We start from the raw sequence: 16,099 nt of genomic DNA, 5'->3' as shown, positions 1-16,099 counted from the left end.
CGGCATCGACACGGACGCGCGCCACCGTCCGCATGCCCACCGCATGTCCGGTTGATCCTCTGGCCGGTCTCCGGGCTCGCAGAAGACGCCGATGCGTCCGGTGCAGCCCTTCCCATGCGAGATGCACAGTGGTGATGCCGCACCCAGGCCCGATGGGCCCGCCTGCCTACCGTTGCGGGGGCAGCTCCGGAATGACGCAGCGCGCGTACCGGATTCCCGTTTCAGCCACTCAATCGTGGCCACCTGAGGCGGCGCAAGTCTAGCACCGAACGTCTGCGAAACTCGCCTGCCGGTGATGCCGATCAGAAATAAGCCGTATTTGGCAGCCACTTTCCCGCCCCCAAGCCGACGATGCCAAACTGCGCACGACACGATGCAAAGGACTGATCCATGAGCGAAACGAACGAACCCAAGGCCCTGCAGCTACTGACCCCGGTCGAGGCCCGCATTCTCGGTTGCCTGGTCGAGAAAGAAAAAACCACGCCTGATGTTTATCCGCTAACGGTAAACAACATCGTCATGGCCTGTAACCAGAAGACTGCACGTGACCCGGTGATGTCGCTGGAACTGGGCAACGTACATCACGCACTACGCCAGCTCGAAGTGCGCGGCATGGTGCGTTCACAACATACCGCGCGATCGGAGCGTTACATGCATCGCTTTGAGATTGTCTACGGCCTGACGCCCCCGCAGACAGCGTTGATGTCTCTATTGATGCTGCGCGGGCCGCAAACCGTGCATGAACTCTTCGGCCGCAGCGAGCGCTTGGCGAAGTTCGAGAATGTCGAAGAAGTGGGCCATGTGCTGGAGCGTCTGATGCAGAAAGAGCCAGCACTGGTCGCTGTACTGCCACGCAAATCCGGTCAGCGCGAAGATCGCTATCGCCAGCTACTTGTGCCGGGTGAAGTGATCGATGATGGCGACGACGAGGCTGCGTATGAAACTTCAACAGAACAAAGCGCACCCAGCATGCGCGAACGCGTGACGGCGCTGGAAGCAAAAGTCGAAGCTTTGGAAGCCAAACTGGCACATCTGATTCGAGATGAGCCATCTGCAACCGGCTGATACGAATTCAATATGAAGAAGGGGCCTTTCGGCCCCTTCTTCAATCGTTTTATTGCGCCTTTACCGCTGAAACACCAGCTTGCCACCCTCAGCATCCACTTTGACGGTATCACCGTTGGTGAATTGCCCAGACAAGATCTGCTGCGCCAGCGGGTTCTCGATCTGCTGTTGGATGGCACGCTTGAGCGGACGCGCACCGTACACCGGATCGAAACCGACATTACCCAGCAGCTCGTAAGCCTTGTCGCTTAGCTCCAACTTGATGCCGCGCTCGGCCAAGCGTTTCTCCAAACCACCCAGCTGGATCTTCGCGATCTGCTTGATCTGTTGCTTGTCGAGTGGGTGGAAGACGACAATGTCATCCAGGCGATTGATGAACTCCGGACGGAAATGCGCCTGCACTACGCCCATCACTGCGGCCTTCATCTGCACATAGGCCTCGGGTGAATCATCGCCCGCCAGCTCCTGGATCTGGTGCGAGCCGAGGTTCGACGTCATCACGATCACCGTATTGCGGAAGTCCACCGTGCGGCCTTGCCCATCGGTGAGACGACCGTCGTCCAGCACCTGCAGCAAGATGTTGAACACATCCGGATGCGCCTTCTCCACCTCATCCAGCAGGATCACGCTGTAGGGACGGCGACGCACGGCTTCGGTGAGATAGCCGCCCTCTTCGTAACCCACGTAACCCGGCGGCGCACCGATCAAGCGCGCCACGCTGTGCTTCTCCATGAACTCGCTCATGTCGATGCGGATCATCGCGTCGGGGGAGTCGAAGAGGAAATCGGCCAGCGCTTTGGTGAGCTCGGTCTTGCCGACGCCGGTTGGGCCAAGAAACAGGAACGAGCCACTGGGGCGATTCGGATCGCTCAACCCCGCACGCGAACGACGCACCGCATCCGACACGACCTTGATCGCCTCTTCCTGCCCGACCACGCGCGTGTGCAGGTGCTCCTCCATCTTGAGCAGCTTCTCGCGCTCGCCCTCCAGCATCTTGCTGACGGGGATGCCGGTCCAGCGCGAGACAACTTCCGCGATTTCTTCCGCCGTCACCTTGTCCTGCAGCAAACGGAACCCGGTGGTCTCCACTTCCTGCGCGGCTTTCAGTTGCTTTTCCAACTCCGGCAAAGTGCCGTACTGGATCTCGCTCATGCGCGCGAAATCCTGCTGGCGCTGCGCGGCCTCCAATTGCAGGCGCGCGTCCTCGATCTGCTCCTTGATCTTCGTCGCGCCTTGCAGGGTGGCCTTCTCGGATTTCCACACCTCTTCCAGATCGTTGTAGTCGCGCTCCAGCCCCTTGATCTCTTCTTCAAGGTCGGCAAGCCGTTGTTTGGATGCGTCGTCTTTCTCTTTCTTCAACGCTTCACGCTGGATCTTGAGCTGGATGAGACGGCGCTCCTTGCGATCCAACTCTTCCGGCTTGGAATCGATTTCCATGCGGATACGCGATGCCGCTTCGTCCATCAGGTCGATGGCCTTGTCAGGCAGCTGACGATCGGTGATGTAGCGGTTCGAGAGCGTTGCCGCCGCGACGATGGCCGGATCGGTGATCTCCACACCATGGTGGACCGCGTATTTCTCTTTCAAACCGCGCAGAATCGCAATCGTGTCTTCGACCGAAGGCTCACCTACGAAAACTTTCTGGAAGCGACGCTCCAGTGCGGCATCCTTTTCAATGTACTTGCGATATTCATCGAGCGTGGTCGCGCCAATGCAGTGCAGCTCGCCGCGCGCGAGGGCCGGTTTCAGCATATTGCCGGCATCCATCGCGCCATCCGCCTTGCCGGCACCGACCATGGTATGCAGCTCGTCGATGAAGAGGATGATCTGGCCCTCACTCTTCGACAAATCATTGAGCACGGCTTTCAGGCGTTCCTCGAACTCACCTCGGAATTTCGCACCTGCAATCAACGCGCCCATGTCGAGCGACAGCACGCGTTTGCCGCGCAAACCCTCCGGCACCTCGTTGTTGACGATGCGCTGGGCCAAGCCCTCGACAATTGCAGTCTTGCCGACACCGGGCTCGCCGATCAGCACGGGGTTGTTCTTGGTGCGACGTTGCAGCACCTGGATGCAACGACGGATTTCCTCATCGCGGCCGATAACCGGATCCAGCTTGCCTTTCTCGTGGCGCGCGGTCAGGTCAACGGTGTATTTCTCCAACGCTTGGCGCTGGTCTTCGGCATTTTCGTCCTGCACGGTATCTCCTCCCCGCATGTTGTCGATGGCAGTCTCGAGCTGCGCCTTGTTAGCCCCGGCTACCTTCAGCGCGCGCCCCGCATCACCACCGTCCTCCAACGCAGCCAACAAGAATAATTCGCTGGCGATGAACGCATCACCGCGCTGCTGGGCAAGCTTGTCGGTGACATTGAGCAGGCGCGAGAGATCGTTGCTGACACTGACGTTTCCTGCCTGCCCGCTCACTTTGGGCAAGCGATCCAATGCCTCGGTTAGCCTTTCCCACAGTACCGGTACGTTGACGCCGGCCTGGGCGAGCAACGGCTTGGTGCCACCACCCTGCTGGTCCAGCAAGGCCAGCAGCAAATGAGCGGGTTCGATGATCGAGTTGTCACGCCCGACAGCCAGCGATTGCGCATCGGCAATCGCCTGCTGGAAGCGCGAAGTGAGTTTGTCCATGCGCATGGCGCATCTCCGATGATGTGGCGGCATTCCGCGATGCACAGGAGATGGTGCCTAAGCCAGGTTAAATCAATGTGCAAGACGGATTTTTTGCCCACACACGGGCGATTGAAATCAAGTGACCAGGACACGGAGAATCCGTGGGTAGCCCACACCCTCTGGGCTACTGGAGCGATCTATGCACTGGCTATATCTGGCCATCGCCATCGGCGGTGAAGTTCTGGGCACCAGCTTCCTGAAAGCATCCGAAGGTTTCACCAAGCTCTGGCCCTCGTTGATCACGATAGTGAGTTACATCACCGCGTTCTACTTTCTTTCGCTCACCCTCAAAACTGTGCCGGTCGGTATCGCCTATGCCATCTGGGCTGGTGCTGGCATCGTGCTGATCGCGGCCATCGGCCTGACATTTCTCGGCCAGAAGCTCGACCTGCCTGCACTCATTGGCATCAGCTTGATCCTGGCCGGCGTGCTGGTGATCAATCTGTTCTCAAAGACGGTCGCGCACTGAATGAACGCACTGGATTCATTGATGACGGCCGATGGCTTAATCGGCGGGCTTGCCATCATCGGGCATCAACCAGCCTTGGTAATGAATCAGCTGGCCAAACCAGGGCAATCGCGCCTCTACCATGAAGCAATAGCGTCCGTCGCTTGCGAATTCACGGCAACGCATACCTTCGCACCAAAAGGCAGGCAGCGGAATCAACCCTAGAAATTTCGCCTCTTCTGCCACCCAGTGCAGATCAGCGCCGATGCGATAAAGACGAAAACGAAACGACATCAAGCCCAATCGTTCATGCAACCGTCCCGCATCTAAGGCTAGCCGCGAATACATCGGCACCCCGTTGAAACTGCGTTGCCAGGTCTCGCGAGCATTGTCACAGGTGAACGCGACACTGACCGGAACTTCGCGCATCGAAGGTGGCAAGCGCGCAACACTGCAGGCTAAGCGCGCCAACAGGCCGTTGCCGCGCTCGATGGTGCTGAGGCCACGCCAGACAAACTGGCCCGATTGCGAATGCAGAGCCTTGACTTGCGGCGAGAGGTGATAGAACTCGGCGCCCAACAGGCGCTGAAACAAAGTTGGGGTCATGCGGTCATCCAGACCAAAGTAGCGATGCGCCCGCTGCGTCCATCGCGGCGGTGGGAAAAGAAATCACCGGACTCAGAGATGGTGCAGCGGTCGCCGCCAGAAACGCGGGCGGAATCTATGCCCACGCCAGCAAGCCGTTGCCTCGCCAGTGCATACAAGTCCACCTTCCAGTGCCCTGGACGAGTTTCGACGAAGGCGGATGCCGCATTGCGATCGACGGAAACGAAAGCATCGCGCACCTCTGCTCCGATCTCGTAGGCCTTAGGGCCTGCCGCTGGTCCCAACCACACCACGAGGTCCTGCGGCGCGGTTCGCATCGCGGTCACGGTCGATTCAAGCACGCCGGCGGTCAAACCACGCCAACCTGCGTGTGCTGCCGCGATCTCGCTGCCATCGCGCGCCGCGAACACGGCGGGCAGGCAATCGGCGGTGAGGATGGCCAGCACTTCACCCGACATATCGGTAACGGCGGCATCAGCCTGGGGTTCGATGTCGGATGGGGATGCGGCATCAAACCTCGCCACATCGACCCCATGCACCTGCTGCAACCAACGCGGCTTTGACGGCAACGCCAGGGCATCGATCAATTGCTCGCGGTTGTGCATCACCGCATCGACATCATCCCCACTGCGCAGCCCCAGGTTGAATGTGTCGAATGGGGCCTGCGATACGCCAGCGCCAAAGCGGCGTGTGGTGATCGCCCGCACACCGGGCGGCGCGGGCCAATCCGCGTCGATCCACGGCGTATGACTCATCGGCGCTGCGCTTCATTGAACGCGGCGGTGTCTTCGCGCAGAACCTTCATCAGTGTCTGCATGTCTTGCGGGATCGGCGCTTCGGCGCGTACCGGCTCGCCAGTGATGGGATGCGCAAACTCCAGCACTTCGGCATGCAGGGCTTGACGCTTGAAGCCGCGCAAGCCATCGACCAACTCTTCGGTCGCGCCCTTGGGCAACTTGAGCGCGCCGCCATAGAGCGAGTCGCCGATGATCGGGTGCTTGATGTGCTGCATGTGCACGCGAATCTGGTGCGTGCGCCCGGTTTCTAGGCGGCATTCGAGCGCCGTATGCGCACGGAAGCGCTCCCGCAGGCGGTAGTGGGTGACAGCATCACGGCCATCCTCGCGCACAGCCATGCGGATGCGGTCACGCGGGTGACGGTCGATGGCGAAATCCGCGGTGCCGCCCGAAACCATGGGCCCCGCGACGACTGCCACATACTGGCGATGGACGTCGCGATCCGAGAGCATCTCCACCAATTTCGTCTGCGCAGGCAAGGTGCGCGCCACCACCATCACGCCCGAGGTGTCCTTGTCCAATCGATGGACAATGCCGGCGCGCGCCAGGGTCTTGAGCGTAGGGTCGCGATAGAGCAGCGCATTGACCAGCGTGCCATCGGGATTGCCCGCGCCGGGATGCACCACCAGGCCGGCCGGTTTGTTGATGACGAAGACGGCATCGTCCTCGTACAACACATCCAGCGGAATGTCCTGAGGCAAGGCTTCGGTCTCGATGCCCAATTCCGCGACCAGGCTCACCGACTCACCCCCGCGTACCGGATCACGCGGGCGCACCGCTTGTCCGTCCAGCAAGGCATCACCCGACTTGATCCAGCCCGCCAGGCGCGAGCGCGAGAAATCCGGGAAGAGCTCCGCCAACACCGCATCAAACCGACGGCCGGCGGCCTCGGCGGGCACCACGGCGTGCAAAGCATTGGAATCTTTAGGTTTCTGGGTCATGGGGAACTAGGCTGCTGTGGGCGGACGTTATCGCCGGATTCATGCTCCGCGGGCGAGGCCCTGGCCGACTGGGCTATTATCACCGCTTCCGCATCACCTCCCCTGCCAAGCCCATGACCTTACGCCCCAAAGCGCGTCACCCGTTCGCCCGCATCGCGCTCCTGCTGTTGATCATCACTTTGGCCGGCAGCGGCTGTGCCCGCATGGGCAAGATGTTCAAGAAAGACGGCAACAACGAAGGCCAGCCGGTCGAGGTCTTGTATGAAAAGGCCCACAAGCAGATGGTGGGCGGCAACTACGGCACCGCCGAAGAGACGTTCAAACGCCTCATCGCCCAGTACCCGTACGGCGTGTATGCCGAGCAAGCGTTAATGGAAACGGCCTACGCCCAGTACAAGTCGGGCAAGAACGACGAGGCCGTGTCCAGCGTCGACCGCTTCCTGCGCACCTACCCCACGCACAAGTACGTGCCTTACATGTATTACCTGCGCGGCCTATCCAACCAGGCACGCAACACGGTCTTCCTGCAACGCGTCTTCTCGCTGGACATGGCCAGCCGCGACCTTGCCGCACCGATGCAGGCCTACAGCGATTTCGGCATCGTGGTCGAGCGCTTCGGTAACAGCCGTTATGTCGACGATGCACGCCAGCGCATGGTCTTTTTGCGCAACCAGTTCGCACGCCAGGAGTTGAACACCTCGGTGTATTACCTGCGTCGTGGTGCCTGGGTGGCCGCGGCCGACCGTGCCAAATACCTCCTTGAGACCTATCCGCAGAGCGAGTACCAGAGCGACGCCGTCGCCGTGCTGGCCGAGACCTACACCCGCCTTGGCAACACTACGCTGGCCGAAGACGCCAAGCGCGTGCTGATGCAGAACGACCCGTCGCACCCGTGGCTGACGGGGGGGTGGCCGAAGGATCCTTCGATTTTCGATCGCCTCAATCCGTTTGCCCGCGAAGGCGTGCCGATGCGCGAAACCGGCGAGTAACTTCGCTCACTTCGCCATCGAAAAGCCGCCCAATGGGCGGCTTTTTTGTTGGGTCGATGCAGCTCCGGACGGGCCTCAGCCGCGCCAACCACTGGTGATCGGATAGCGACGCTCTCGCCCGAAGGCACGTCGTGACACCTTGGGCCCCGGCGCTGATTGATGACGCTTCCATTCGCCAATCCGGACCAATCGGACAACTTTATCGACCGTCACCGAATCAAACCCGGCCGCAACTATCTCATCGCGCGACTGCTCCTGATCAACGTAACGCAGCAAAATGGCATCCAAGACGTCATAAGGCGGCAACGAATCCTGATCCTTCTGGTTGTCGCGCAACTCGGCGCTCGGCGGACGCTCGATTACCGCGTTCGGGATCACTTCCGCGCCACCGACGGTATTGCGCCAGCGGGACAACGCAAACACCTCGGTCTTGTACAGGTCCTTGATCGGAGCATATCCGCCGCACATATCGCCATAGATGGTCGCGTACCCCACTGCGTACTCGCTCTTGTTGCCAGTGGTCAGCAACAGGCCGCCGAATTTGTTGGACAAGGCCATCAGCATCGCACCACGAATACGCGACTGCAGGTTCTCTTCCGTCGTGTCGACATCAGTACCGGCGAAGGTCTCCTGCAATGTATCCAGATAAGCCTGGAACGGCTTTTCAATCGGCAGTGCCATCAACTTCACGCCCAGCGCATCGCATTGCTGCTGCGCAAGATCATTGGAAAGGTCGGCTGTGTAGCGCGAAGGCATGCGCACCGCAGTGACGTTATCCGCACCCAGCGCATCCACCGCCAGCGCCATCACCATCGAAGAATCGATGCCACCCGACAATCCCAGCCACACCTTCTTGAAGCCGTTTTTGCCGCAGTAGTCGCGAATCCCCCGCACGACGGCGCGCCAGGCGAGCGCATCGCGCGATTCATCACCATCGTCCATCCATTGCACGGGAGTGAACTTGCGTGATGTCGCGTCGTAATCGACGACCAGCCATTGGTCGGTAAACGCGGCGGCGGCAGGCGAAGCCTTGCCATCCGCATCACAGACCACCGATGCGCCATCAAACACCAAGGCATCCTGCCCGCCAACAAGATTGAGATAGGCAATCCCGACGCCGGTTTCGCCAGTGCGTTGCGCCAACAACGCATCACGTTGCGCGTGCTTGTCGCGCTCGAAAGGCGATGCATTCGGCACCAACACCAACTCCGCACCCGCTGCCACAGTGGACGCGACGGGCTCGGCAAACCACAGGTCTTCGCAGATCACCAGCCCCACCTGCACGCCCTTGACCTCGAACACGCAATCCTCACGATCCGGATCGACATCGAAATAACGCCGCTCGTCGAACACGGCGTAATTGGGCAGCTCGCGCTTGCGATAGGTCGACGCGATACGGCCTTCGCGCAACACACTCGCCGCGTTGTAGACCACGCTCCCTGCCGCCTGCGGCCAACCCACCACCGCCACGATGCCTTCGACGGTCTTGGCCAACTCATCCATCGCCATTTCGCATTCGCGTAAAAACGAGGGGCGATACAACAGGTCTTCGGGCGGATAACCGGAAAGCGCTAGCTCGGGGAACATCACCACATCGGCACCGTGCTCGTCGCGCGCCACAGCAATCATCTCTGCCATGCGCGTCCGATTGCCGACGATATCGCCCACCGGGAAATCGAACTGGGCCATGGCGATTCGCAGATTCGTCATCGTGATGTCCGCTTGCCTTTCGGCTATCTGGTTCAGGTCATCGCATTATTCCAGAACCTTGCACGAAGGCAGCGCGACCTCGGTTGGCTTGCCCGCCCGGTTCAGCGCGATCATGGTGAAGCGGCCACGCGTGCACAGTCGACGCGTCCCGGCGAGCGCGTCCTCCGTGTGCAGTTCGACATCAATCTGCATTGAACTGCGGCCGACCTCATTCACGCGTGCGACCAATTCCACCAACTGGCCTTGGCGCACCGGTACGTGAAAATCAACCTGCTCCGAGCGCGCCGTGACCACCGTGCTGCGGGCAAATCGCGTGGCGGCGATAAACGCCGCCTTGTCCATCCAAGCCAGGGCCTGCCCTCCAAACAGGGTGCCCAGGTGATTGGTGTGGTCGGGGAAGACGATTTCCCAAATACGTGCTTCACGTGGGGCGTAGACGGGGTCAAAAGACATCGTCAAAAGCCACCGCGCCGTTGATGCCCACCTGATAGGCCGATACACGTCGCTCGAAGAAATTGGTCAGCTCCTGCACGTCCTGCAGGTCCAGGAACGGGAACGGATTTTTCGCACCAAATTCCGGCACCATGCCTAACGCTGTCAATCGCTGGTCGGCGACATACATCAGGTATTGACGCATTTCCTGCGGCGACAGGCCGTTCACCCCACCGGACAGCACGTCGTCGGCGAAGATGGCTTCGACCTCGATGGCTTCGTGCATCATCTTGCGCACGTCACGCTCCATGCCTGCATCGAACAAGCCCGGATCTTCCTGCCGCGCGGTACGGATCACTTCAAACGCAAACGCCATATGGCCCGACTCGTCACGAAACACCCAGTTGGTGCCGGCTGCAAGGCCGGGCAGCAAGCCACGTGAGCGAAGAAACCAGACGTAGGCGAAAGCTGCGAAGAAAAATAGACCTTCGACACAACAGGCAAAGCAAATCAGATTCAACAAAAACTGACGACGATGCTCACGTGTCTCCAGCTTGTCCAACGCATCTATCGAGTCCATCCAGCGGAAGCAGAAATCAGCCTTGGCGCGAATGGAAGGAATGCTTTCGATCGCCGCGAAAGCCTCATTGCGACGTGTCGCATCGGGGATATAGGCATCCAGCAAGGTGAGATAGAACTGCACATGCAGTGCTTCCTCATACAGCTGACGCGAGAGATACATGCGCGCTTCCGGCGCATTGATGTGCTTGTACAGATTGAGTACCAGATTGTTGGCGACAATGCTGTCGCCGGTGGCGAAGAACGCCACCAGTCGTTCGATCAAGTGTCGGTCCGCCGGCGCCAACTTGTTCCGCAGGTCATTGAGATCGATGCCGAAGTCGATCTCCTCCACCGTCCAGGTATTGCGGATCGCATCGCGGTACATCTCGTAGAAGACTGGATAACGCATCGGCCGCAAGGTGAGCGCGAAGCCGGGGTCAAGCAAATATTGCTGCATCCGGTTTTCCTCCTTGATGACATCAAACGTGGTGGATAGCGCGCTCATTGGCAGGCCTCGCAGGCTTCCGGGTTCTCAAGCGAACACGCAAGCGCCTCTTGCGGCGTGTAAGCGGACTGCACATGGACCGTGGCCTTGGCGATGCGCGTCGCCGGCCGCGATCGCAAGTAATAGGTCGTCTTCAATCCCGACTTCCACGCGTACATGTACATCGATGACAGGCGGCCGATGTTCGGGCTTTCCATGAATAAGTTGAGCGATTGCGATTGGTCGATGTAGGCACCGCGTGCTGCGGCGAGGTCGATCAGTGCTTTCTGCGGAAGCTCCCATGCCGTCCGGTACACCAACTTCAAGACATCGGGAATGCCATTGATCCCCTGCACCGAGCCTTCCGCCATCTTGATCGCATCCCGGGTGGCCTCCGTCCACAGACCCAAGCGTTTCAGTTCATCCACCAGATAACGATTGACCTGCAGAAAATCGCCGGACAAGGTTTCACGCTTGAACAAATTGCTCACCTGTGGCTCGATGCATTCGTAACACCCGGCAATCGACGCAATAGTCGCGGTCGGCGCGATCGCAATCAGCAAGGAATTGCGCAATCCGTGTTGGGCGATGCGTGGTTTCAACGCTTCCCATGCAGCGACTTCTGTCGGCACCACGCCCCACAGGTCAAACTGCAGATCCCCGCGTGCGGCGCGCGTATCCGCAAAGGCCGGATGCGCCCCACGCTCTTCCGCAATCTCGCAGGATGTCTCCAACGCATGCAGATAGACCCGCTCGGCAATACGCGTGGAGAGAGTCAATGCCTCCGTCGAATCGAACGGCAGGCGCAATCGGAAGAACACATCCTGCAGGCCCATGACGCCCAAGCCCACCGGTCGCCAGCGCATGTTGGATCGGCGTGCGGACTCGATGGGATAGAAGTTGAGGTCGATGACACGATCCAACTGACGTACGGCCACACGCACAGTTTCGGCCAGCTTGTCGAAGTCGAACCGCGCAGCGCCGCGCTCATCCTCCACAACATGGCGCGCCAGATTGATCGAACCGAGATTGCACACCGCGGTTTCTTCGGCAGAAGTGACTTCGAGAATTTCGGTACACAGATTGGACAGATGCACGGTCCTGCCCGGGCCCACCTGATTGCAAGTGCGGTTGGACGCATCCTTGAAGGTCATCCAGCCGTTGCCAGTCTCGCCCAGCACTTTCATCATCCGTGCATACAAATCGCGCGCCTTAATCGTGCGCGTTGCCAAGCCCTGTTTCTCGGCTTGCTGGAAGGCACGATCAAATTCCTCGCCCCACAGATCCACCAACTCCGGCAGCGCGCTGGGATCGAACAACGACCAGTCACCATCCTCCTCGACGCGGCGCATGAAAAGATCAGGCACCCAGTTGGCCAAATTGAGGTTGTGGGTGCGGCGCATCTCGTCGCCGGTGTTGTCACGCAACTCCAGGAACTCCTCGATGTCCGCATGCCAAGTTTCCAGATAGATGCAGGCCGCGCCCTTGCGCTTGCCGCCTTGGTTCACTGCAGCGACCGAGGCATCCAACGTCTTCAACCACGGCACGATCCCGTTGCTGCGGCCGTTGGTGCCGCGGATCAATCCACCGCGCGAACGGATGCGCGAATACGCCTGTCCAATGCCGCCCGAGAACTTGGAGAGCTGCGCCACGTCTGCATAACGCGCATAGATGTCCGCCAGCGAATCCTTCGGCGAATCGAGCAAAAAGCACGAGGACAACTGCTCATGCCGCGTGCCGGAGTTGAACAACGTGGGCGAGCTGGGGATGTAGTCCAGCGACGACATCAAGCGATACAGCTCCAAGGCTTCACCGGCGCTTTCGGTGAGTGACACCGCGATACGCATGAAGAACTGCTGAGGCGTCTCGATGACCGTGCGGCGCGTCGGGTGACGCAGCAAATAGCGGTCATACAGGGTACGCAGGCCGAAGTATTCGAAGCGCTTGGTTTGCTCGACATCAATGGCATCGTTGAACTTGCGTGCATTGGCTTCGACGACCTGCCGCAAGCGGTCATTGATTAGGCCTTGCTCGACCCCCAGCGAGATCGATTGCGAGAACGAGTGGATGCCCTGCCCGGTCACTTCCTTGTCGATGTAAGCCGAGAGCAAACGCGCGGCCAGACGCGCGTACTGCGGCTCGTCGGCGGTGAACGCGGCCGCAGTGCGAATCGACAGCTCATCCAGCTCACGGGTGGTCGCCCCGTCATAAATCCCTGCAATCGTCTTGAGCGCGACGCGCATCGGGTCGATGTCGTCCAGCCCGTCACTGCAGCGCTGCACGGCGCGCACGATCTTGCCGACATCGACCGCCTCGCGGCGGCCGTCGCGCTTGGTGATGCCCATGGCCGTGGGTGCGTGCGGCGGCGTGAGGGCGAAGTTGCCCTGGGTCGTACGAGGTTCAACCTTCGCAGCGACATCGGACTGGGTGGGGATGTCGCGGGTGGGTGTTGCGGTATCCATGCATCTCTCCTTGGGTCAATGGAGAGAAAGCGAAAGCGGTGCGACGGAATGCCAACCGGTCTGGGGACCGAAGCCGACATCCACGACGACCGGCCCTCGCCCCCTCGGGCGAGCCTGCATCAACGCGGACGAAGATCGACGACACGCAGCGACCCATCGGCCCCTGCCTGCTTCGACCTGCGCTCCCCGCGGAGACGGTTGGCCAGACGGCGCACATGCGCCGGCCGAGGCAGGTCTTCGGGCTCATGGGCGCGCGATCGGCTGATCGCATCTACTGCGCGTCGCTTCCCAGCCATGTCGCCTTGCGCGACGAGCCAGTGCCATTGACGCGGGTCGTTCCCAATTACCGCTGCGGGGCAGCTCCGGATTCAAGCAGGCGTGTTGCCACGACGCTTCCACCGGATTCCCATTTCAGTCTGCACCTGGCTAGGCGCAGACACCTTCGACAGCCACAACATAATGGGTCGATGCTACATCGTCAACACAAAATGTTGAGGTGTTAATGCCGGCATACGGAATCCGAGACGCCGTACAAGGCAGCCATGCAAACTCCGAAGCCGCATCACACCATAAGAAAAAGGCCACCCGATCGGGTGGCCTTTCTTTCGACTTCAGTGATGCTTGTCGAGGCTTAGTGCTTGGCGAGCGAGTGGCCTTCAGCGGTTCGCGCGGCCGGCGCTGAGAAGGCGAAGCGTACAGGCAGTACGTGAGCCTTCGAGCACCGGTTGCGCGGGCCGATCACGGCCTCGCAGCCGTCAAGCCAGGCGCTTCGCAATCGCCGCACCCAGATCACCCGGCGACTTCACCGTGGTGATGCCTGCGGCTTCCATCGCGGCAAACTTGCCTTCCGCCGTGCCCTGGCCGCCCGAGGCGATCGCGCCGGCGTGCCCCATGCGCTTGCCCTTCGGCGCGGACGCACCGGCGATGAAACCAACAACCGGCTTGGTCACGTGCTTGGCGATGTATTCGGCGGCTTCTTCTTCAGCCGAACCACCGATTTCGCCGACCATGATGATGCCTTCGGTCTGCGGGTCTTCCTGGAACAGCTTGAGCGCATCGATGAAGTTGGTGCCGTTGATCGGGTCGCCGCCGATACCAATACAGGTGGACTGGCCGAGGCCCGCGTCCGTGGTCTGCTTGACCGCCTCATACGTCAGCGTGCCGCTGCGCGAGACGATGCCAACCTTGCCCGGCATGTGGATGTGGCCCGGCATGATGCCGATCTTGCATTCGCCCGGAGTGATCACGCCGGGGCAGTTCGGGCCCACCAGCACGGTGTCCGGGTAACCCTTCAGCGTGTTCTTGACGCGCATCATGTCCAGCACCGGGATGCCTTCGGTAATGCAGACGATGACCTTGATGCCGGCATCGGCCGCTTCAAGAATCGCATCGGCCGCGAACGGCGGCGGCACGTAAATGACCGAGGCATTCGCGCCGGTCGCTTTCACTGCCTGCTGCATGGTGTCGAACACCGGCAGGCCGAGGTGCTCGGTGCCGCCCTTGCCCGGAGTGACGCCGCCCACGACTTTCGTGCCGTAATCGAGCATCTGCTGCGCGTGGAAGGTGCCCTGGGAGCCGGTGAAGCCCTGGACCAGCACCTTCGTGTCCTTGTTGATCAAAACTGCCATTTCAAAATTCCTCGAAGGTGGGATCAGGCGGCGTTCTTGACGGCTTCCACCGACTTCTTCGCGCCATCGTTGATGTCATCGGCCGGGATGATGGCCAGGCCGGAGTTCTTCAGCAGCTCCTTGCCGGCATCCACATTGGTGCCTTCCAGGCGCACGATCACCGGCACCTTGACGCCGACTTCCTTGACCGCGGCGATGATGCCTTCGGCGATCATGTCGCAGCGGACGATGCCGCCGAAGATGTTGACGAAGATCGCCTTCACCTTGTCGCTGGAGAGGATCAACTTGAACGCCTCGGTGACCTTTTCCTTGTTGGCGCCGCCGCCGACATCCAAGAAGTTGGCCGGCTCGCCACCGTTCAACTTGATGACATCCATCGTCGCCATGGCGAGACCCGCGCCATTGACCATGCAGCCGATGTTGCCGTCCATGGTCACGTAGTTGAGGTCGTACTTGGAGGCGAGCACTTCGGTCTCGTCTTCCTGACGCACGTCGCGCATCGCCACCAGGTCCGGATGACGGAAGTTGGCGTTGTCGTCCGAATCGATCTTGCCGTCCAGCACGGCCAGATCGCCGTTATCGAGGATTGCCAGTGGATTCAATTCAACCAGCGCCAGGTCCTTGTCGTTGAACAGCTTGAACAGGCCCATCATGATCTTGGACAGCTGACCGACCTGCTTGGCGTTGAGGCCCAGCTCGAAGCCGAGGTCGCGCGTCTGGTAGGGCTGCAGGCCTTGCACATAATTGACGTGCAGGGTCTTGATAGCCTCGGGCTTTTCAGCCGCGACCTGCTCGATGTCCATGCCGCCTTCCGCCGAAGCGATGAAGGTCACAGTCTGGGTGGCGCGGTCGACCAGCACCGACAGGTACAGTTCTTTGTCGATGTTGGTGGCCTGCGTGATCAGCACGCTGTCGATCGGCAACTCGACGCCGGCGGTCTGATAGGTCGCCATCTTGGTGCCCAGCATGGCTTTGGCGTATTCGCGCACTTCGTCCAATGTCTTGGCAAGCTTCACGCCGCCGGCCTTGCCGCGGCCACCTGCATGGATCTGGGCCTTGACCACCCAGAAATCGCCACCGATTGCCTTGGCGGCGGCCACCGCTTCGTCGGGGGAGCGGGCAACCTGCCCTGCGGGAACATTGATGCCGTAGTCGCCAAACATTTGCTTGGCCTGATATTCGTGGAAATTCATGGGTCACCAGGATGTGGGAAGACGCATCCCGCCGGCACGCGGCCCGCGGAGCGCCGTATATTGTCGCCGATGCGGCCTGCTCGGGCAAAACCGGGGTTCGGCCG

At 60.6% G+C, this 16,099-nt stretch carries 13 protein-coding genes and 2 riboswitches; of the genes, 3 read left to right on the top strand and 10 right to left on the bottom strand.

The features are described from left to right. Positions 1–44: 44 nt before the first annotated feature. Positions 45–262, bottom strand: a riboswitch (cobalamin riboswitch). Between the two features lie 128 nt (positions 263–390). Beyond that, the gene (locus BW989_RS01010) at positions 391–1,065 is read left to right on the top strand and encodes a YceH family protein (RefSeq protein WP_076584650.1); all 675 of its coding nucleotides are present in this window, start codon (positions 391–393) and stop codon (positions 1,063–1,065) included. 60 nt (positions 1,066–1,125) lie between these two features. On the opposite strand, the gene clpB is transcribed toward BW989_RS01010, so the two are convergent. Beyond that, on the bottom strand, positions 1,126–3,708 hold the full coding sequence (clpB, locus tag BW989_RS01005) for an ATP-dependent chaperone ClpB (protein ID WP_076584649.1): 2,583 nt from the start codon (positions 3,706–3,708) through the stop codon (positions 1,126–1,128). Positions 3,709–3,883: 175 nt separating this feature from the next. On the opposite strand from clpB, the gene BW989_RS01000 reads away from it, so the two are divergent. Beyond that, positions 3,884–4,213, top strand: a complete 330-nt coding sequence (locus BW989_RS01000) for an SMR family transporter (protein WP_076584648.1) — start codon at positions 3,884–3,886, stop codon at positions 4,211–4,213. Positions 4,214–4,249: 36 nt separating this feature from the next. Here the strand turns inward: BW989_RS01000 and BW989_RS00995 are convergent, their stop codons facing one another. From BW989_RS00995 to rluD, 3 genes are read right to left on the bottom strand one after another with little or no spacing between them, the layout of a single operon-like run. Beyond that, complete coding sequence (locus tag BW989_RS00995) at positions 4,250–4,798, bottom strand: DUF4166 domain-containing protein (RefSeq protein ID WP_076584647.1); 549 nt, start codon at positions 4,796–4,798, stop codon at positions 4,250–4,252. Next, positions 4,795–5,553 (bottom strand): peptidoglycan editing factor PgeF, encoded by a 759-nt coding sequence (gene pgeF, locus BW989_RS00990; protein ID WP_076584646.1) that lies wholly within the window; start codon positions 5,551–5,553, stop codon positions 4,795–4,797. The genes BW989_RS00995 and pgeF overlap by 4 nt, the downstream gene beginning before the upstream one ends. Beyond that, on the bottom strand, positions 5,550–6,536 hold the full coding sequence (rluD, locus tag BW989_RS00985) for a 23S rRNA pseudouridine(1911/1915/1917) synthase RluD (protein ID WP_076584645.1): 987 nt from the start codon (positions 6,534–6,536) through the stop codon (positions 5,550–5,552). Before rluD ends, pgeF begins: the two co-directional genes overlap by 4 nt. Before the next feature lie 113 nt (positions 6,537–6,649). Here rluD and BW989_RS00980 point away from each other — a divergent pair, with 113 nt between their 5' ends. Then, entirely contained in the window at positions 6,650–7,525 is an 876-nt protein-coding gene (locus tag BW989_RS00980) for an outer membrane protein assembly factor BamD (protein ID WP_076584644.1), read from the top strand. A gap of 75 nt (positions 7,526–7,600) precedes the next feature. On the opposite strand, the gene BW989_RS00975 is transcribed toward BW989_RS00980, so the two are convergent. From BW989_RS00975 to sucC, 6 genes are all read right to left on the bottom strand, one after another. Continuing rightward, positions 7,601–9,235 (bottom strand): NAD+ synthase, encoded by a 1,635-nt coding sequence (locus BW989_RS00975; RefSeq protein ID WP_076584643.1) that lies wholly within the window; start codon positions 9,233–9,235, stop codon positions 7,601–7,603. Positions 9,236–9,280: 45 nt separating this feature from the next. Next, positions 9,281–9,688 carry an acyl-CoA thioesterase gene (locus BW989_RS00970; protein WP_076584642.1) on the bottom strand — a complete coding sequence of 136 codons (408 nt, stop codon included), beginning with the start codon at positions 9,686–9,688 and terminating at the stop codon, positions 9,281–9,283. Continuing rightward, entirely contained in the window at positions 9,678–10,733 is a 1,056-nt protein-coding gene (locus tag BW989_RS00965) for a ribonucleotide-diphosphate reductase subunit beta (RefSeq protein ID WP_083688086.1), read from the bottom strand. Before BW989_RS00965 ends, BW989_RS00970 begins: the two co-directional genes overlap by 11 nt. Beyond that, on the bottom strand, positions 10,730–13,174 hold the full coding sequence (locus tag BW989_RS00960) for a ribonucleoside-diphosphate reductase subunit alpha (RefSeq protein WP_076584641.1): 2,445 nt from the start codon (positions 13,172–13,174) through the stop codon (positions 10,730–10,732). Before BW989_RS00960 ends, BW989_RS00965 begins: the two co-directional genes overlap by 4 nt. A gap of 211 nt (positions 13,175–13,385) precedes the next feature. After that, a riboswitch (cobalamin riboswitch) is annotated at positions 13,386–13,634 on the bottom strand. 295 nt (positions 13,635–13,929) lie between these two features. Beyond that, positions 13,930–14,802, bottom strand: coding sequence for a succinate--CoA ligase subunit alpha (gene sucD, locus BW989_RS00955; RefSeq protein WP_076584640.1), 873 nt, complete (start codon positions 14,800–14,802; stop codon positions 13,930–13,932). A 23-nt stretch (positions 14,803–14,825) separates the two neighbouring features. Further along, positions 14,826–15,995, bottom strand: coding sequence for an ADP-forming succinate--CoA ligase subunit beta (gene sucC / locus BW989_RS00950; protein WP_076584639.1), 1,170 nt, complete (start codon positions 15,993–15,995; stop codon positions 14,826–14,828). Positions 15,996–16,099 lie beyond the last annotated feature (104 nt).

Source organism: Solilutibacter tolerans, assembly GCF_900155935.1.
GTDB classification, from domain to species: Bacteria; Pseudomonadota; Gammaproteobacteria; order Xanthomonadales; family Xanthomonadaceae; genus Solilutibacter; species Solilutibacter tolerans.
Note: the sequence above shows the minus strand (reverse complement) of the source record. Positions and strands in the feature narration are given on the sequence as shown.